The sequence below is a fragment of the Flavobacterium sp. 25HG05S-40 genome, assembly GCF_052654735.1.
In genome coordinates this window covers 2927741-2946339 of record NZ_CP199750.1, presented here as the reverse complement: position 1 = coordinate 2946339, position 18599 = coordinate 2927741, and the positions used below count along the sequence as shown (strand labels likewise).

Sequence of the window (18599 nt, the reverse complement as noted above, 5' to 3'; positions counted from 1 at the left end):
TAGTAACGAACTAAAAACTAAAGATATGGGATTAGGAGGATTTTTTAAGAACTTATTTGGCGGAGCCAAAGATTCAGCAAGTGGTTTAGCAGATAAAGCAGAAGATTTTGCAGACAACGCTATTGATAAGGCCAAAGAAGCTGCAGCGCCATTAGTAGATAAAGTCGAAGATTTTATAGATTCGGCGAAAGAAAAAGTCAGTGAACATATTCCGGCTGCCAAAGAAACGCTGGAGAATGTGGCCGAAACTGTAAAAGAAAAAGTGGGTGAATTTGCGGATAAAGCTGAAACTTTTGCGCATGATACGGTAGAAACGGTTAAGGAAAAAGTAAATGCCTTTACGAACGATGCCTCCGAAGAAGCAGACGAAATTAGAACCAAAGCAGAAGATGTTGTTAAACCGGCAGACGAAAACGCCGATTAATTTTTAAAATTAGTATTTTTGCATCCCGATTCGTCGGGATTTTTTTATCACTATATGGAAAAAAAGGAATTGCATTATATACATTCTTTTGCCGAATACGTTGACCAAATCACTAAAATGGCACTCGAGTATTCGCCGAAGTTAATTACGGCTCTAATCATTCTGTTTATCGGACTTTATGTTATCCGACTGATTAATCGTTTGGCCCGAAGAATAATGGTTAAAAGAGAACTCGATCCAACCCTATCGCGTTTTTTGGCGGATAGTTTATTATGGGCATTGCGCATTTTACTTTTTGTGACTTTTATTTCTAAACTCGGGATCGAAACGTCATCATTTGTGGCCATTCTCGGTGCTGCTGGTTTGGCTATTGGCTTATCGTTGCAAGGGTCACTTTCTAATTTTGCAGGTGGAATGTTGATAATCCTGTTCAAACCGTTTCGTGTCGGGGATTCGATAGAAGCTCAAAATGTGGCCGGAACCGTGAGTGAAATTCAGATATTTGTAACCAAATTAATCACAGGAAATAACCAAACCATTTTTATTCCGAATGGTATTTTATCGAATGGTGTGATCACGAATTTTTCTATAGGAAAGAACCGAAGAGCCAATCTGCTTTTTAATATTTCTTACGATACTAATATTAAAACTGCCAAGGAAATCGTGATGCAGGTTTTGGAACAACATCCTAAAGTGTTGAAAAATCCAGCGCCAACCGTTGTAGTAAATTTGTTGACGGATTCCGCTATTCAATTGGCAATTCGTCCTTGGTCGAAAAATATTGATTTCGGCGAGATGAGTTCCGATATTTTACAACAATGCAAAGAAGCTTTTGATGAAGTGGGAATTGCGATTCAGCCTTTTGCTAAAGAGGGTTAGAAGTAGGCTAATTATTTCCCAGTCAAGAAATCTTTCAGATAAAAAGGCTCAAAATAAGCCACATCTTCAAAATCATTTTGGATAAACTTCTGATAACTCAGAGCACTCATTTCTTTTGCTGATGGAAAAATAATTTCAGACAGAAAATGAAAGTTATCTTTAACCAAAACTGTTTGGCATTTTTCCTGACAGTCTCCAATAAAATAAAGGTCTTCCGTCATGGTTGCATAACTGTCTTCTGAAAGAATTTCGGCCTGTACTTCCATTATTTTTTGATGTTTATAATCAAAAACAGCACTGTAAACTTCCATTCTTCTTGCGTCAATCATCGGAACAATCATTCCTTTCTCAATCGAAACTTTTTGAGCTAAAACCTCTAAGGTATCCACAGCTATTAACGGAACTCCCAATGCGTAGCATAAGCCTTTCGCGGTAGAAACACCAATACGCAATCCAGTATACGAACCTGGGCCTTTGCTTACCGCAATAGCCTTTAAATCGGCTACAGCAACTTTGGTTTCTTTTAAGATTTCTTCGATAAATACGTGAAGTTTTTCGGCATGAGAATACCCTTGCTCCGCAATCTCTTTATACAAAATAGTTACACCATCTTGTGCTAAAGAAACTGAGCAGTTTTTGGTTGCCGTTTCAATGTTTAGAATGTAGGTCAAGATGTGTGATTTATTTTTTCTCCTTTTCTTTAGCAGTATCTTTTTTGACCGATACTTTATCCCCCGAATTCAAGTCTTTGGTAACAGTTGTGTAGGGGCCAACAATGACAACATCGCCTTTTTTCAAACCGGAAACAACCTCAATATTGGTGTCGTCCTGAATACCGGTTTTGACAATTCTGATTTTGGCTTTATTACCGTCTTTCACAAAAACGCATTCGAATTTTTTGTCGCTTTTAGCGGCTACTTTTTTATCTTCGGGTTCCTCTTTCATCTCAAATTTTTTGGTTGCCGCCGTATCGGCTTTCACAACAATAGAGCTGATAGGAACTCCAATTACGTTTTCCTTTCTTTTGGTAATAATATCTACTGTAGCGGTCATTCCGGGACGGAAAGGAGAATACGTTACCGGTTTTCCTTCTAACAGATCTTGATAGGATTCTTTTAGGATTCTCACTTTAACTTTAAAATTCGTTACCTGATCTGCAGTTGTGGTAGTGCTGGCCGAATTCGAAATACTCGTTACAATTCCTTTGAATTCCTTTTTAAGATAGGCGTCAACCTGTATTTTTGTACTGTCGCCGATACTGATTTTTACAATATCATTTTCATTAACATCTACTTCAACTTCCATGTTGTTGAGGTTCGCTACTCTTAGTATTTCTGTCCCTGTCATTTGCTGTGTTCCTAACACACGTTCTCCTAATTCAACGCCAAGTGATGAAATTGTTCCGTCGGCTGGCGCATAAATTGTTGTTCTTCCTAAATTATCTTTAGCTTCTTTTACAGTAGCATTGGCACTTTGTACATTATAATACGCCGATTCTTTACTGGCTTTTGCTCCTTCAAAAGCAGCGATGGCTTTATCCCAATCTGATTTTGAAATGATCCCTTTGTCAAATAAAGTTTTGCTTCGGTCATAACTGGCTTTGGCTTCCTTGAAAGTGGCGTCGGCCTGACTCAATCCGGCTTTGGAACCAGATAAATTAGAGATAGTTCTGTTATAACCAGACGTGTATAAATCGGGATTTATTTTTACCAACAAATCACCTTTTTTTACTACCTGACCTTCTTTGATAGGCAAGGCAATAATTTCTCCTGATACTTCTGAAGATATCTTGACTTCAATTTCAGGTTGGATTTTTCCTGTTGCTGATACGGTTTCAATTATGGTGATTTCATCAACTTTAGCCGTTTCCACTTCAGTACTATTATCATTGCTTCCAATAACTCCTTTTGATTTTAAGGTTACAAGCAATAAAATTAAACCGACAACAACTCCAACTAGTATATAAATTTTCTTTTTTGACATGATTTATGGTTTTTGAATGATAGGGATTCCAAAATAAAACTCCAGTAATTTAATTTTAAAAATGTAATCGTATTTCGTTCTTAAGACTTCAGATTGCGCATTTTCATAAGCCAATAAAGTTTGGCTATAATCGAAAGAATTTAACAATCCAACAGCATAGCGTTCTTTGGAGAACTCTTGAGCAAATTTACGTGCTTCCATCGTTTTTAAAGCAGCTTCATAAGTGGCTTTTGCTGCTTTTAAGTCGTTATAAGCCTGATATACTGTTCTTTCAAGATCCAATTCAGCCTGATCCAAAAGCAACTTTGATTTTTGTTGACTGATTTTACTTCGTTGTACTCTACCTCTTGTAGCAAATCCGTTTAAAATAGGCACATTCAATTGGATTCCAACATTAGTTCCGTCAAAAAGCGAAAGCTGATCTACAAATCCCAATGGAAACGTCTGCGACCAACGCGTGTTGTAACTGGCAAATCCGGATAGTGTTGGTAAATAACCAGCTCTTGATAAGGCAACATCTTTTTTGGCAACCTCCAGATTGGAGTTGGCAATTTTTATGTCGTTGACCACTTCTTTAGCTTTTAGGGCAATGGCATCTGGTGTTTGCAATAAAATTGTAGAAGCTGGAACTTCCATTTCTTTAGAAGCAATATCAAAATTCGCATAGTCTTCTAACAAAAGAGTCTGTGCTAAGCCTAATTTTGAAATCATCAAAGTGTTTTCGGCTACAATAATTTGTTGTTCCTGAGAAGCATCAGTAGCTTTTAAATCATGAATATCTCCCGCCGGAAGTGTTCCTGCTTGGATTAGTTCAGCAGTTCGTTTCAGATTTTCCTTAGTGATTTTATTTTGATTGACTAAAACCTTCAATTGCTCTTTATTGAATAAAATCTGAAGATAGGAATTGGCCACAGAAAGCGCTATATCGTCTTTCATTTTCGACAATCTGTACGTATTGGCCAATTTGTTCAGCTTGGTACGCTGCAAATTTTTCCAGTTTAACAATCCGTTGAATAAATTGATGCTGGTATTGATATTTGCAGAAGCGGAACGAAAGGATTCGTTCTCAAACTGGTTGGTTGTTGGGTTGATATTGGCTCCGGTGTTGATTCCGTAATTCCCAGAACCGGAAACATTAGGCAGAAAATTTCCGAGTGCTTCGAGTTTTTCAACATCTGAAACTTTTAAATCAAGTTCTGATTGTTTGATGGAGATGTTGTTTTTTATAGCATAATCCACACATTCCAATAAGGTCCAGTTTTTAACTTGTGCTTGGGCAGAAAAACCTAAAGCCAAAATAAAAAGGAGCGCTATTTTTTGTCTGCTGTATTTCATAATAAAACTGGTTTGCAAGCTTCAATTTTTATAGTAAACAAATATATGATTTTTGTCTTTTAGTTCCTTATCTAAAGCGATACAAACTTAGACTTGTCTTTTTTGATAATGTTACAGCTTAATTACATTTTTTACTTTTATTTTTGTCAAAAAATTATTCCCATGAAGACGTTCAGGTTAACTATTGCTATACTTTTTATTTCCTTGTTTTTTAATAGTTGTTCGACAACCCAGAAAATTGAAGCTCTAAAGCCATTGCCTTCTGATGATACTCCGATGGTTTACAATACCAAAACTTCTTTTGTAAATATGCCTTTGGAAATTTCTTTAAAAGAAATAGAAAGTCAAATGAATAAAACCTTGAATGGAGAAATTTATAACGATTCCAATCTGGAAGATGACCGAACGGAAATGAAAATTACGAAAACAGCTCCCATTCGACTCATAGAAAAGAATGGTAAAATAGAAACCGTTTTACCGTTGAAGATTTGGTCCCGATTCAAGTATGGAACTGATTTCATGGGATTGAATGACACCAGAGAAATTAATCTAAACGGCACAATTACCTTGGTTAGCGATGTTAAACTATCGAATTGGAAACTCTCCACGACTTCTAAAATAGAAGATTTTGAATGGTCGGAAAGTCCATCAATACTCGTTGCTGGAAAAAAAGTGCCGATTACCTACATCATCAATCCGACCTTATCCATTTTCAAATCAAAAATCGCCAAAAAAATAGACGAAGCGATTGAAGGTTCTTGCGATTTCAAGCCTTATGTATTAGATGTTTTAGAGAAAATGAGCACGCCATTTATTACCAGCGAACAATATCAGGCATGGTTTAAATTGATTCCGATTGAGGTTTATGTAACCGATGCTGTTTTGGGGAAGAAAGAAATCAAAATGGATTTAGGGCTCAAATGCAACATGCAAACGATGGTAGGCTCAAAACCCAAAAACACTTTTGATAAAAAAGAGATACAGTTTAAAGCAGTGACTAAAGTGCCTGAAAAGTTGACGGCAAATATTGCAGCTATCTCTACCTATGAAAGCGCTTCCAAAATTATTTCGAGTAATTTTCATGGTAAAGAATTTGCATCGGGAAGTCGGAAAATAGTAGTTCAAAATGTGACTCTTTGGCAAAAAGACAGTAAAATCATTGTGGCTTTGGATATGACTGGTAGCATCAACGGGACAATTTATTTGTCAGGAATTCCAAACTATAATGCCTTAACCAAAGAAATCTATTTCGAACAAATGGACTATGTATTGAATACCAAAGGATTGTTGACCCGAACTGCTAATTGGTTGTTACAAGGTGTTATTCTGAAAAAAATACAAGAGAATTGCAGATATTCTATCAAAGAAAATCTGGATGAAGGAAAGAAAAGTCTTTTACCTTATCTCAACAACTATTCGCCTATGAAAGGTGTATTTGTCAACGGAACTACAAGCGATTTTGAATTTGAAAAAGTAGAGGTGACCAACAAAGCCATCATAGCCTTTATTACCACAACTGGAAAAATGAATGTAAAGATTGACGGAATGGATTAAATCTATTCTGTATTTGAAACTTTCTTCTTGAAATACATTCGGTATATAGCAAATCCAATCAATCCTACGATAATGTAGGGAACGGCCATCAATAAAACGATACCATCATTAACGGCTTCGACCTTAGCTTTGTTGCCTTCACTTTCTAAAGATGCACGACACATGGCGCATTGTGCTAAAGAGGCAATAGGCAATAGGCAATAGGCAATAGAAAGCAATAGCAAGTTATTCCTTTTCTCTTTTTTAGTATCTCTTTTTCCTTTAGTTAGCATAATAAGGAGAAATCATCAAATAAACTACAACACCAGTTACAGCTACATACAGCCAAAGCGGAAAGGTGATTTTAGCTATTTTTTTATGTTTGTCAAATCGATTAGCCAAGGCTCTTACATACGTAATTAAAACGAGTGGAATAATGATTATGGATAGCGCGATGTGACTAAGTAAAATAAACAAATAAACAGAGCGCATAGAACCTGCATTTATCTCTTCAGTACTGTCTAGTATTCTATTTCCATCTATGTCGCCATAAACGGTAGAATCTGCTGTCATGTGATAGGCAACATACATTACCAAAAATATTACAGAACAAGCAATGGCAGTGGTCATGAATCTTTCGTGTACTTTTCTGTTTCCATTTTTGATAGCGATTACACCCATGATTAAGAACAATGCGGTAAGACCATTTATAGAGGCATAAATAGGAGGTAGGAACGATAGTGGTTCGACTTCAATACCGAAATCCTTTAGTTTAACCGAAAATAAAACGGCAACTACCACAGGGATTACTATGGAAACTAGAATTATTGGAATTTTAAAACGTTGCTCTAAGGTTTGGTTTTCTAACTTATTCATTTAATAGTTTTTTAATATCTTCTTTAACTGCTTTAACTCCATTTTTGTCCAATCCATCGTAATACAAAATAGGATTGCCAAATTTGTCGTTTCTACATCTGATGTTCCCTTTTTTATCAATCAACGCAAAAAGTCCGGAATGTTCAAAACCGCCGCTTGCATTTTTATTTTCACCGGCATAAAGATTAAATCCTTTGTTGGCAATATTGAAAATATACGCTTTGTCTCCAGTCAATAAATGCCAGTTGGATGATTTTACGCCAATTTGTTGCGCATGTTCTTTCAAAACTTTCTCCGTGTCATATTCCGGATTTATAGTAATCGAAGCTATGCCAAAGTTTGGGTTTCCGAAGAAATCGTTTTGAATCTCCACCATATTTTTATTCATGATCGGACAAATAGAAGGGCAAGTTGAGAAGAAAAATTCTACTAGATAAACCTTGCCTTTATAAGTTTCGTTATTGATTGTTTTTCCGTTTTGATCTTTAAGTTCAAATGTTGGCGCCGGACCAATCACTTTCAAGCCTGTTATTGCTGCGTTTTTATGGTTGGAAATAGCATCCAAACGATCTCCTTGCACAACTGTTTTGTTTTTGATTCTTTCTACTATTCTCGGAATAAAAATAATTCCGAAAATTAGGATAACGAAAGAGAGTCCTATATAGGAGAATTTCTTCATGATAACTTATATTTTTCTAGTAGCATTATTGTTTCTCTTCAAAGCAGCGCGATATTCATAAATAATGATTTTCATGTCGTCCATCATCTTATTATACAATTCGGAGGCAAAGACAGTATTGTATCCTTCTTTATATTCGGGAGTTCCTTTTTTATCCTGACCTTTCCTTCCGCGTAAATTTCTTTTTTTATCAATGATAAAAACATTAGGAGTTGTCAAAGTGTTGTCTAATTTCCCAACCAATTGCAGTTTGTCATAAAAAGCATTAATCTCTTCAGGAGACGCAAATACAAATTTCCATCCGCTTGAAGGTCCTAAGGTGTTGATGTCGACTTTTAATAATTTCCGAACTTCGTCTTGTGAACCTTCAGGCAGGATGATCACTATTTGAAAATCTTTAAAATCTTTATACTTAGCATAAATGATTTCATAAAGATTAAAGAAGTTGCCTTTGTGTTTGTTTACATCATTTCCAATAAATCCAAGAATGGTAATTTTTCCGTTTAAAGTAACAGGTTTATTATCCAATGATTTCCAATCGGATACTTCGGGAATGTTTTTGGTAATTACGGGTAAAGAAATAAAACTGTTGACTCCAGATGCAAAGAAAAGGTAAGCAACAATTGGTAGCACAAATAAGATAAAGAGGACGCTATTTTTTTTCATTAGGATTGTGAAAAACGGATGTACAAAAATAAAAAAATCCCGCCTTGTTCAATAGACTAGACGGGACTTTTTTTGAATTAATATAATATTAAAAATTCCATTTGATAGTGGAGTTTTTAAAAACCTCGAAGACATAATCAGCTTCAACCAAAAGGATGAATAACAGATATAATGCAAGGAAAATCACCGTGGCAACTACTGCCCAGCGCAAACTGCTTTTTTCACCTTCCATGTGCATGAAAGCCCAAACAATGTAGTAAGCTTTGTATAGAGTTAGTATGATGAAAACCCAGTTAAGCAAGTTCATGCTTAAAAAGTTATTCATATATAAAAAGTCAGGTCTAATGATTCCTAAATAAACTTCAACTGTAGTTACTACAGACAAAAGGGCGAAAACCATCCAGATTCTCTTGGTATTGGAGACGTGTCCGTGTGCTTGATCGTGTGCCATGATATAAATTATCTAAAAAATTAAACTAAGTAGAAGAATGTAAATACGAATACCCAAACTAAATCGACAAAGTGCCAATAAAGTCCCACTTTTTCAACCATTTCATAATTTCTTCTTTTTTCATACGTTCCTAAAACAACGTTTAAGAAGATGATAAAGTTAATAACAACTCCGGAGAATACGTGGAAACCGTGGAATCCGGTGATAAAGAAGAAGAAGTCAGCAAACAATTTACTTCCGTACTCATTGCGTTCTAGATTGGCTCCCTCAACAACAATTGCGGCGTTAGAAACCATTGTCTCTGAAGCTGCTCTTGTTAAAATTTCTCTATGTTTGTTTTTATTTAAACCAGGTTGCAAGGCTTTGTTGGCCTGATCTTCTTTAGTATCTCTGTAGATTTTTTCAGTTCTAACTAATAATTCAGGATGTGCTTTAAATCCGGCTTGAATTTCAGCAACAGAATAGGTTGGTAAGGTTGGCTCACTCATGAACCATCTTCCTTTACTTGGAGTCAATTGCTCTCTATCTTCAGGAAGTTCTACTGCAAAATCAGCTAACTTTACTCTTTCACCCTTTGCATCTACAAATTGAATAATGCTTCCACCTTTTGTTTCGATAGCGCCATGCTCTCCTTTGATGAAGTTTTTCCACTCCCAAGCCTGTGAACCTACGAATATTAAACCACCTACAATCGTTAATAGCATATAAAAGGCTACTTTCTTTTGTTTCATTTGGTGTCCTGCATCAACAGCTAAAACCATGGTTACAGAAGAGAAAATCAAAATAAAAGTCATCAAAGCCACATAATACATCGGTGCTTCTACACCATGCATGAATGGAAAGTGTGTAAACACTTCGTCGGCAATAGGCCAGTTGTCAATAAATTTAAATCTTGAAAAACCATATGCTGCAAGAAAACCAGTAAAGGTCAAAGCATCTGATACGATAAAAAACCACATCATTAATTTGCCATAACTAGCGCCCATCGGTTCGTTTCCGCCGCCCCAAACGTTTTCATTATTTTTTCCAGTAGTAACTGTAGCTCCCATAAAAGTTAAAAGTTAAAAAGTTCCCAAATTTAGATTTTTTTTCTTATTTAAAGAAATATAAAAACAAAAACAAACAGATCCATAAGAAATCGAGAAAATGCCAATAGATTGCACCTAGTTCAATTCCAAGCAATTGAGTTGAATTGTATTTTTGTTTAAAATGATTATAAATTATGATTAAAAGCGAAATAAATCCTCCAGCAAGGTGTGCCAAGTGAAGCGTTGCGATTACATATAAAAATGTTGTAGTAATATTACTCTCAGGTCCGGTAAAAAAATACCCTTTATCCATCAATTCGCCAAACCCTTTAAGTTGAAAGATAACAAAAGCGATTCCTAATCCTAGGGTCAGTAATAATAGACTTGTGGTAGCTTGTCTGTTGTCCTTTTGGATGGCTTTTTTAGCTAGATGAAAGGTAACGCTACATAAAATAATGGTAAGGGTACTAAAATAAAATGCAGTAGGAAACTCGAAGTCCTTCATCCAATCTTCTCTTGATTTACTTACTACAAAAGCACTGACGATTCCGGCAAACATCATCGTCATGCTTCCCATCGCAAACAGCAAGAGTAGCTTGTAGGATCTTGCAGTTCTTTCCTTGTGTTCTTGGGCAGTCATTGTCATATCCATTCTATCTTAAAAATTTATCGATAATATATACTAATTGCAGCAAAGATATATAAGAAACACTAACTAACATCAATGTTCGGGCAGCTTTTACAGTCCGCAGTTGATATAATTTCACCGCATAAAAAATCATCCATAATCCCAGTAAAAAAACAAGAACCGCAGCAATCGGCGTAAGGTATAATCTTCCTGTATAGCCTAAACAAGGCAACATCGAAGCAACCAGCAACCAAATCGAATATAAAATGGTCTGCAATGCTGTTGAGGTGTCTTTCTTTCCGGTGGGCAACATAAAGAATCCTGCTTTTTGATAGTCTTCATATAAGAACCAACCTATAGCCCAAAAATGAGGAAATTGCCAAAAGAATTGTATTAAAAAAAGCGTTCCGGCTTCAATCCCGAAATCGTTCGTTGCAGCAACCCAACCCAACATAAACGGAATCGCTCCCGGAAAAGCACCCACAAAAACCGAAAGGGGCGTATATTGTTTTAAAGGCGTATAAACACTTGTATATAAAAAAATGGAAATCGCACCAAACATAGCCGACTTCGGATTGATAAGATACAGCAGTATCAAACCAATAATCGTCAGCAAACTTGCGATAAAAAGCGCATGGTTAGGCGACATTCTACCAGAAGCTACCGGACGGTTTTTCGTGCGGTCCATCAGCGCGTCCAAATCTTTTTCAATAACCTGATTGAAAGCATTAGAAGCTCCTACCATACAATAACCTCCAACGGCCAACATCAATAAAGTGGTGATTTTTAAATCCTGAAAATCAAGAACGCCAAGCAAATATCCGGCAATAGAAGAAAACACCACGCTAACCGCCAAACCTGCTTTGGTGATTTCTTTGAAATCAAAGGCAATACTTTTTAAAGAAAGGGAACCGGCTGTTGCACTCAAGGGTACTAAGTTTGTGTTTTTTAAACTGCTGCAAAGGTACTTTATAGAAAACGATTTGGCAAAATTAGTGACGACATATTTTGCTTTTTTTTGTGGTTGGGAGCGAATGGTCTGTGTGTGTCTGGAATCCATGATCCCGCTTTTCGCATTACACGGTAATTGCTGCAATCGGGGCTAGACTGGAAGCTGCTTTTACTTCAGAAATTGCTTGTCTTTCCCGCGCACATGGAATCCATTTTAAAAGCATTGTAGATTCAATCCTTCGCGGGAAAGAAGAAAGGCGCCTGTTACAAACAGACGCCTTTAAAATATATTTATAATAAACCTATCGAATCGGTTGATTCAAAATCAAATCGAGGTATAAATTAATTTTGTCTTTCAATTCTTTTCTTGGCGCAATAAAATCAAGGAAACCATGGTCTAAGACAAATTCAGCCGTTTGAAAACCTTCTGGCAAATCTTTTCCTGTCGTATCTCTCACTACTCTTGGACCGGCAAAACCAATTAAAGCTCCGGGTTCAGAAATATTTACATCGCCCAACATCGCATAAGAAGCAGTAGTTCCACCCGTAGTTGGATCGGTACATAAAGAAATATACGGAATCTTAGCTTCGGCCAATTGCGCCAATTTAGCGGAGGTTTTAGCCAACTGCATCAGCGAATACGCGGCTTCCATCATACGAGCACCACCTGATTTGGATATCATCACGAAAGGAATGTTATTTTTGATAGAATGGTCAATACCACGCGCGATTTTTTCTCCCACAACAGCACCCATCGAACCACCAATAAAGGCAAAATCCATACAACAAACCACTAAGTCTTTTCCTTTTGATTTTCCCACTCCGGTGCGCACCGCATCTTTCAATCCGGTTTTATCAATAGCATCCTTCAAACGGTCGGAGTATTTTTTAGTATCCACAAAATGCAAAGGATCTTTAGAAGTCATCTTAGCGTCTAATTCCTTGAATTCATTATTGTCAAATAAGATTTCGAAATATTCTTTACTTCCAATTCTTACGTGAAAATCATCTTCAGGGCTAACCCAAAGGTTTCGAGCCAACTCGTCTTGATCGATAATTTTTCCGGTAGGCGATTTATACCAAAGCCCTTTTGGAACGTCTTTTTTATCTTCGGTTGCGGTAGTAATCCCTTTTGTTGTTCTTTTAAACCAAGCCATAATATTAAATTGTGAATTATGAATTGTGAATTATGAATTGTGAATGCAGTTTAGTTTACCATTCGCAATTCTTCATTCACCATTTACAAAGTGTTTAAGTTATTCAAATCGGCGAAAGCCTGTTCTAATCTTTTGTTGAAAGTCAATTCTCCTTCGCGAATCCATTTTCTTGGATCGTAGTGCTTTTTATTAGGTGAATCTGCGCCATCAGGATTTCCGATTTGGGTTTTTAAATAGTCAATATTATTAACCATATAATCGCGAATTCCTTCGGTGTAAGCAAATTGTAAGTCGGTGTCGATGTTCATTTTGATGACGCCGTAACCAATAGCTTCTCTGATTTCTTCAATTGTAGAACCCGAACCGCCATGGAATACAAAGTCAACTGGATTAGTTCCGGTATTGAATTTATTCTGAACATAATCCTGAGAATTTTTCAGAATTTTTGGCGTCAGTTTTACATTTCCAGGCTTGTACACGCCATGCACGTTTCCAAAAGCTGCTGCGATAGTAAATCTTGGCGAAACTTTCATCAACTCTTCATAGGCATACGCTACTTCTTCGGGTTGGGTATATAATTTAGAGCTATCTACATCAGAATTGTCTACACCATCTTCTTCACCACCTGTAATTCCAAGTTCGATTTCTAAAGTCATTCCCATTTTGCTCATACGAGCCAAATATTCTTTACAGATTTCGATATTTTCTTCAATAGGTTCTTCTGATAAATCAATCATGTGGGAAGAATATAAAGGTTTGCCTGTTGCTGCAAAATGTTTTTCAGAAGCATCTAGTAAACCGTCTATCCAAGGCAGTAATTTTTTAGCACAGTGATCCGTATGAAGAATAACCGTTGCGCCATAGGCTTCGGCTAAAGTATGGATGTGTTTTGCTCCTGCCACTCCGCCAGCAATGGCTGCTTTTTCATTAGTATTTGAAAGTCCTTTACCTGCATTATAAGCAGCACCACCGTTTGAAAATTGAATAATAACCGGAGCTTTTAATTTTGCTGCTGTTTCCAAAACACCATTGATAGTGCTTGATCCAATTACATTTACAGCAGGAAGTGCAAATCCTTTTTCTTTAGCATAAGCAAAAATGGCTTGTACTTCGTCGCCAGTGGCAACTCCAGGTTTAATATTGTGAGACATAAGTAGTGAGTTTTTTTAGTTAAGTGTACAAAAATAATAATTTCTAATTTTAGAAAGGATAATTAATTCCAATATTTATAACCGATTTGTCAAAGCGCATTTCCTTTAGCCATTTTTCATTTTCAGGATTGGCCGGATTGTAGGTTTTGAATCCCAAATCCAATCGAATGACAAAGAAATTAAAGTCATATCGAAACCCGAAACCGGAACCAACAGCAATGTTTTCTAACGATTTCAGCCCTGTAAATTTAGCATCGGCATCGGAAACAATATCTGCAATGTTCCAGATGTTCCCAGTATCTACAAAGAAGGCTCCATTCAATTGCTGGAAAATATTGAAGCGAAACTCGGTACTGAACAATAATTTCATATTGGCTTCATTAAAATCATTTACAGAACCCGTTTTTCCCGGACCCAAACCATACGATTGCCAAGCACGGATGTCATTGGTTCCACCGGCAAAATAACTTCGAGAGAACGGAATACTTTTCGAATTGCCATACGGTATCGCAACACCTATAAACGCTTTAGCTGCGAGCACTTTTTTACGCGTAAGATCCCAATGTTTGATATATTCCAATTCTGTTTTAATGTATTGCGAAAACTCTACACCAAACGCTTTTTTAGAGCCGTTCTGAGAGAGTTGGGAGGCTTCGGATAAAAGCGAAAGCAAGTTTCCAGCTGATTCTACTTTAGCCTTTACGGCATAAAACGTATTATCGGCTAAATCTTTTTGAGATGTTTTAGTAAAAGTTAGACTCGTAGCGAAAATCAGGTTGTCTTCTGTAAGCCTTTGTCGTTGTTCCACAATGCTATTGATAGACTTCTCATCAGCAGCCGATGGATTAATGACATCATTTTTAACATCGTTTAAAAACAAATCAACACCTCCAAGGGATAGACCATTATTATAATCATCACCATCAAAATAGGTTGGACTGGCATTATAATCAATGGCGAAATCATTCAAAACCCGATAAGAAGAGCGGTATACATTAAAATAATTTCCTGGATTGATGTTGCGTACAAACTGAACGTTGAACATGTCAAAACGGAAGTTGGTGTTTTTTCTTGGCGTCCAATTGTATACAATAGAGCTCGTAAAGTTCTGTTTGTCCAGTCCGATGTTGGTTTGTTTGGAATAACCCACACTGATTGTCGTATACGGAATCATGTATTTCGGAATAATTTTATCGGTCTTGAACGGCAGAAATATTCTTGGAAAGTTCAGTTTGGCATCGGCACCGATTTCTGAAATATTGAAAAAATTATTACTCTGAATAGCTAAATCTCGGGAGGCACCAATATTTCCTCTGAAGCCAATTTCAAAGGTTTCCGCACCGTTAAAGACATTTCGGATTCCCAAAAAGGTATTGCCCGATATTCCAAAATCTTGTATGTTAGAATGCGTGAAATCGGTAGAAAAACCAAAGGTATATTTCTTTCGGGGCGATAAAAAGATGTTCGCTATCAATCCGTTTTTGTCGTCTTTGTCCTGAAGATACTGAATCAAAGGATAATTGAATACCTTAAGATTGCCGAGATATTTAGAGGTAAGCATGGTTTTGTTATCTGAAAAATAATTGCCTTTGGTTACGAAAATTCCATCAGTTAGGGCTTTCGGGCGGTATTTCAGTTTGTTGACACTATATAAGGTAAAATCTTTATAAACAGTGCTGTCTTTAATAGGTGCATTGGCATTGGCCGGATTATGGTCGGTATAAATGTTGACTTTATTAATTTTATACAGCTCAAAGGGTACGTTATAAAGACTGTCCTCAAGCCGTATCGATTCGTTTTCAATAATCACATCCACGTTGGCGCGATGATTTGGGTTGAGTGTGTCAATATCAAAATTCACATAATTCTGCTGAAAACGGAAGGCACCATTGTTTCGGAAATCCTCTGTAATTCGGCTAACTTCGGAATCCATATCGCTTTTTTGGAACCGCTTGCCCGATTTTATAAAAGAATTTTCTTTTTTCAGCTGATAAATAGAGTCTAAGGGTTTACTCGAAATATACGTATTGATAGTGTCAATTTTATAAGGTGTTCCAGTAACAATATCGTATTTAAGTTTTACCTTTTTTGGGCCAATGCTATCAATTTTATACGTCACTTTGGTATCAAAATAACCGCGGTAGAAATAATACGATTTCAAACGTCTGAGCGATTTCTTAGTGCTTATCGTGTCGAGAATAACTGGAGCTTCCCCCGTTTTTCTGAGAAAATTGTGAATGCCCGAGTACCAAAACGATTGGCCTAAGCGTTTTACTTGTTTTTTGGAAAGCCATTTGACTTTTCGCTGGTATTTTTTGGGATTGTTGGCAAATTTAGCTTTATAAATCGAATCTGTTTTCTCTTTAGCCAGATTGTAAATATTTAACCGAAGGCGATAGCCCAAAATATCCGTGTTTTGTTTTTGATATAGCTGATTGAAAACGTCTTCTAGATTATTTTTTTTGCCGTCAACATAAATGTTGTTTTTGGTCAGAAGACTTTTTCCGTTAGGAACTCTTTTTGTGGTATTACATCCTGCGAGAATTACTCCAATTAGAATAAATAATGATATTTTTGTGATACTATTTTTCAAGGGATGCAAAATATTTAATTCAAAAGTACATTATTTTATGGTTAGTAAAAACCAAATAAAACTTATTACCAGTCTTCAGCAAAAAAAATACCGAAATGAGCATCAGTTGTTCATTGCCGAGGGCGTAAAAGTAATACAGGAATTGTTAGCATCAAATTTTGTGCTCGAACATTTGTTCATGACCGAAGCTATTTTTGATACTGTGCCGGTTTTCCAAAAAACAATAGTAAAAGAATCGGATATGAAACGGATTTCTGCACTCAGTTCTCCCAGTTCCTGTTTGGCTGTTTTTAAAATTCCGAAACCATTACAGCTTGAGACCAAAGGTTTGATCGTTGCTTTGGATGACATCCGGGATCCAGGCAATTTAGGAACCATTATCCGTCTTTGTGATTGGTTTGGTGTAAAGCATTTGGTTTGTTCTTCTGAAACGGTCGATGTCTATAACCCAAAAGTAGTGCAGGCAACAATGGGCTCTATCTCAAGAGTTACGATTCATTATACGGATTTAAAAAAATATATAGCGGCATCATCGCTCCCTGTTTTTGGAACTTTTATGGATGGCAACAATGTTTACAATGAAAATTTACCTAAAGAAGGCATTCTTGTTTTAGGGAATGAAGCTAACGGTATTTCTTCTGATATCGAAAAGGGTATTCAAAACCGATTAGCCATTCCGCGTTTTGGGGATATGCAACAAACAGAAAGTTTAAATGTTGCGACAGCAACGGCTATTTTCCTGAGCGAGTTTAGAAGAAAAGGATAAGAGTATGCTTCACAATCTTAATGGAAGGTAAAGTTGATCAACACCGCACGTGTTTTCAACGATTCTATGTTTCCGGTCCATGGACTGTTAGGGTCAACATCACGAATCAACTCGTCACTCAATCCAAAAACACCACGAATAGACGGTGAGAATTTGAAGTATTCAAAATATAAATCAATTCCAAAACCAACGGTATAGTTCTGTGTCCATGGTTTTACCCTGAATTTTTGCTGCAGGTTGTCATCTTCAGATTTGGAATTACTGGATAAATTTAAAGTGGTCGAAACGCCGCCTACAAGATAAGGTCGAACATTTCCGGTTCTCAAAGAGGAGAATTTAAGCAATAACGGAAAATCAATGTAAGTTGCTTTTACTTCACGTACAGCATCTATTTCTCTCGTAAACTGAGAATAGTTAATGGTTCTGCTGGCATAATACAATCCGGGTTCAAACCGCAGTTCTACATATTCGTGAAGTCGCAATACGCCCACAAGTCCAACATTGAATCCGGTATGTCCTTTGACTTCTATTGGTGGTGCGTTATTGACTTTAAAATCGGTTTTAAAATCAAAGCTACTAAATCCTAAATAATAACCCCAATACACACGTTGCTTATCAAAATTTTCCAAATTGAGAATTGGATCTTTGGTAAACAAGCTTTTGCCCAATTGCGCTTGGGTTTGAACTGAGAATAGTAGGAGTAGAACCACTACTTTTTGTATATGGTATTTGAAAAAAGTCAATCTCATTTTTTTGTTGCGGTGTAAATTGTAGCAACGCCAAATGTTTGTGGCATGGCTTTGCATTCTATAAACGAAATTTTTCTCAAAATATTGTTCAAATTTTCGCCAAACGGGAAATTTGCTGCCGATTCCGATAAATACCCATAAGCACTATTATCTTTAGAAAAGATTCTTCCAATTATAGGAAGTATAAGTTTGGTGTAAAAAGTATAGCCTTGTTTGAAAGGGAATTTTGTAGGCATTGAAGTTTCTAAAATAACAAAAATACCGCCAGGTTTTAGCACACGGTAAATTTCTGCCAAGCCTTTTTCCAAAGTCTCAAAATTTCGAATTCCGAAAGAAACGGTGATAGCATCAAAATAATTGTCCGGATATGGCATGCTTTCGCTGTCGCCCAAAACCATTTCAATTCGGTCTTTTAAATGCGCCTTTTCTATTTTTTGCTTTCCCACTTCTAGCATTCCGGCGGAAATGTCAAGGCCGATGATTCTTTTGGCGTTTGTTTTGGCCATCAGTAGGACCAAATCACCCGTTCCGGTAGCAATGTCTAGTATGGTTTCTGGATTTTTTTCGGCAACCAATGCGACTACTTTGTCTCTCCATTTTACATCGATTCCCAACGAAATGACTCTGTTCAAGCCATCGTAGTTCCCCGAAATGGTATCAAACATTTGGGTAACTTGTTCTTTTTTTCCGAGTTTGGAATCTTTATAGGGAGTGACCGTCTTTGCCATTGCTAAATTTTCGACAAATATA

General features: G+C 36.6%; 20 protein-coding genes. 4 read left to right on the top strand and 16 right to left on the bottom strand.

The window, feature by feature from the left end; genetic code table 11:
* Window positions 1-25: 25 nt before the first annotated feature.
* Both ACULEU_RS12850 and ACULEU_RS12845 read left to right on the top strand, forming a co-directional pair.
* On the top strand, window positions 26-424 hold the full coding sequence (locus tag ACULEU_RS12850) for a YtxH domain-containing protein (RefSeq protein ID WP_445452963.1): 399 nt from the start codon (window positions 26-28) through the stop codon (window positions 422-424).
* A 54-nt stretch (window positions 425-478) separates the two neighbouring features.
* Window positions 479-1303: a mechanosensitive ion channel family protein gene (locus ACULEU_RS12845; protein WP_445452962.1), complete on the top strand. Its 825-nt coding sequence runs from the start codon at window positions 479-481 to the stop codon at window positions 1301-1303.
* 11 nt (window positions 1304-1314) lie between these two features.
* Here ACULEU_RS12845 and tsaB read toward each other — a convergent pair whose 3' ends face one another.
* Genes tsaB through ACULEU_RS12830 form a run of 3 tightly spaced genes read right to left on the bottom strand, consistent with a single transcriptional unit; the run spans window position 1315 to window position 4621 of the window.
* Window positions 1315-1974, bottom strand: coding sequence for a tRNA (adenosine(37)-N6)-threonylcarbamoyltransferase complex dimerization subunit type 1 TsaB (gene tsaB / locus ACULEU_RS12840; RefSeq protein ID WP_445452961.1), 660 nt, complete (start codon window positions 1972-1974; stop codon window positions 1315-1317).
* A gap of 10 nt (window positions 1975-1984) precedes the next feature.
* Entirely contained in the window at window positions 1985-3286 is a 1302-nt protein-coding gene (locus tag ACULEU_RS12835; protein WP_445452960.1) for an efflux RND transporter periplasmic adaptor subunit, read from the bottom strand.
* Between the two features lie 3 nt (window positions 3287-3289).
* The gene (locus tag ACULEU_RS12830) at window positions 3290-4621 is read right to left on the bottom strand and encodes a TolC family protein (RefSeq protein ID WP_445452959.1); all 1332 of its coding nucleotides are present in this window, start codon (window positions 4619-4621) and stop codon (window positions 3290-3292) included.
* A gap of 162 nt (window positions 4622-4783) precedes the next feature.
* Here ACULEU_RS12830 and ACULEU_RS12825 point away from each other — a divergent pair, with 162 nt between their 5' ends.
* A complete protein-coding gene (locus ACULEU_RS12825) occupies window positions 4784-6175 on the top strand; it encodes a DUF4403 family protein (protein ID WP_445452958.1) in 1392 nt (463 codons plus the stop codon).
* A 2-nt stretch (window positions 6176-6177) separates the two neighbouring features.
* Here ACULEU_RS12825 and ACULEU_RS12820 read toward each other — a convergent pair whose 3' ends face one another.
* From ACULEU_RS12820 to tamL, 11 genes are all read right to left on the bottom strand, one after another.
* Complete coding sequence (locus ACULEU_RS12820) at window positions 6178-6447, bottom strand: hypothetical protein (RefSeq protein WP_445452957.1); 270 nt, start codon at window positions 6445-6447, stop codon at window positions 6178-6180.
* Window positions 6437-7030, bottom strand: coding sequence for a DUF420 domain-containing protein (locus ACULEU_RS12815; RefSeq protein WP_445452956.1), 594 nt, complete (start codon window positions 7028-7030; stop codon window positions 6437-6439). Before ACULEU_RS12815 ends, ACULEU_RS12820 begins: the two co-directional genes overlap by 11 nt.
* Window positions 7023-7712 carry an SCO family protein gene (locus tag ACULEU_RS12810; protein ID WP_445454858.1) on the bottom strand — a complete coding sequence of 230 codons (690 nt, stop codon included), beginning with the start codon at window positions 7710-7712 and terminating at the stop codon, window positions 7023-7025. Before ACULEU_RS12810 ends, ACULEU_RS12815 begins: the two co-directional genes overlap by 8 nt.
* Before the next feature lie 3 nt (window positions 7713-7715).
* Window positions 7716-8375: a hypothetical protein gene (locus tag ACULEU_RS12805; RefSeq protein WP_445452955.1), complete on the bottom strand. Its 660-nt coding sequence runs from the start codon at window positions 8373-8375 to the stop codon at window positions 7716-7718.
* Between the two features lie 88 nt (window positions 8376-8463).
* Window positions 8464-8826 (bottom strand): cytochrome C oxidase subunit IV family protein, encoded by a 363-nt coding sequence (locus ACULEU_RS12800; RefSeq protein WP_445452954.1) that lies wholly within the window; start codon window positions 8824-8826, stop codon window positions 8464-8466.
* Window positions 8827-8846: 20 nt separating this feature from the next.
* Complete coding sequence (locus tag ACULEU_RS12795) at window positions 8847-9875, bottom strand: cytochrome c oxidase subunit 3 (protein WP_445452953.1); 1029 nt, start codon at window positions 9873-9875, stop codon at window positions 8847-8849.
* A gap of 43 nt (window positions 9876-9918) precedes the next feature.
* Entirely contained in the window at window positions 9919-10506 is a 588-nt protein-coding gene (locus ACULEU_RS12790; RefSeq protein ID WP_445452952.1) for a cytochrome c oxidase subunit 3, read from the bottom strand.
* Window position 10507: 1 nt separating this feature from the next.
* Entirely contained in the window at window positions 10508-11410 is a 903-nt protein-coding gene (gene cyoE, locus ACULEU_RS12785) for a heme o synthase (protein ID WP_445454857.1), read from the bottom strand.
* A gap of 325 nt (window positions 11411-11735) precedes the next feature.
* Window positions 11736-12590 (bottom strand): acetyl-CoA carboxylase, carboxyltransferase subunit beta, encoded by an 855-nt coding sequence (gene accD / locus ACULEU_RS12780; RefSeq protein ID WP_445452951.1) that lies wholly within the window; start codon window positions 12588-12590, stop codon window positions 11736-11738.
* A gap of 83 nt (window positions 12591-12673) precedes the next feature.
* The gene (fbaA, locus tag ACULEU_RS12775; RefSeq protein WP_445452950.1) at window positions 12674-13741 is read right to left on the bottom strand and encodes a class II fructose-bisphosphate aldolase; all 1068 of its coding nucleotides are present in this window, start codon (window positions 13739-13741) and stop codon (window positions 12674-12676) included.
* Between the two features lie 49 nt (window positions 13742-13790).
* Window positions 13791-16334, bottom strand: coding sequence for a translocation and assembly module lipoprotein TamL (tamL, locus tag ACULEU_RS12770; protein ID WP_445452949.1), 2544 nt, complete (start codon window positions 16332-16334; stop codon window positions 13791-13793).
* Window positions 16335-16371: 37 nt separating this feature from the next.
* On the opposite strand from tamL, the gene ACULEU_RS12765 reads away from it, so the two are divergent.
* Window positions 16372-17100 (top strand): TrmH family RNA methyltransferase, encoded by a 729-nt coding sequence (locus tag ACULEU_RS12765; RefSeq protein ID WP_445452948.1) that lies wholly within the window; start codon window positions 16372-16374, stop codon window positions 17098-17100.
* Between the two features lie 17 nt (window positions 17101-17117).
* On the opposite strand, the gene porT is transcribed toward ACULEU_RS12765, so the two are convergent.
* Both porT and ubiE read right to left on the bottom strand, forming a co-directional pair.
* Window positions 17118-17822: a type IX secretion/gliding motility protein PorT/SprT gene (gene porT, locus ACULEU_RS12760; RefSeq protein WP_445454856.1), complete on the bottom strand. Its 705-nt coding sequence runs from the start codon at window positions 17820-17822 to the stop codon at window positions 17118-17120.
* A 23-nt stretch (window positions 17823-17845) separates the two neighbouring features.
* Window positions 17846-18577 (bottom strand): bifunctional demethylmenaquinone methyltransferase/2-methoxy-6-polyprenyl-1,4-benzoquinol methylase UbiE, encoded by a 732-nt coding sequence (gene ubiE / locus ACULEU_RS12755; protein ID WP_445452947.1) that lies wholly within the window; start codon window positions 18575-18577, stop codon window positions 17846-17848.
* Between the last annotated feature and the right edge of the window lie 22 nt (window positions 18578-18599).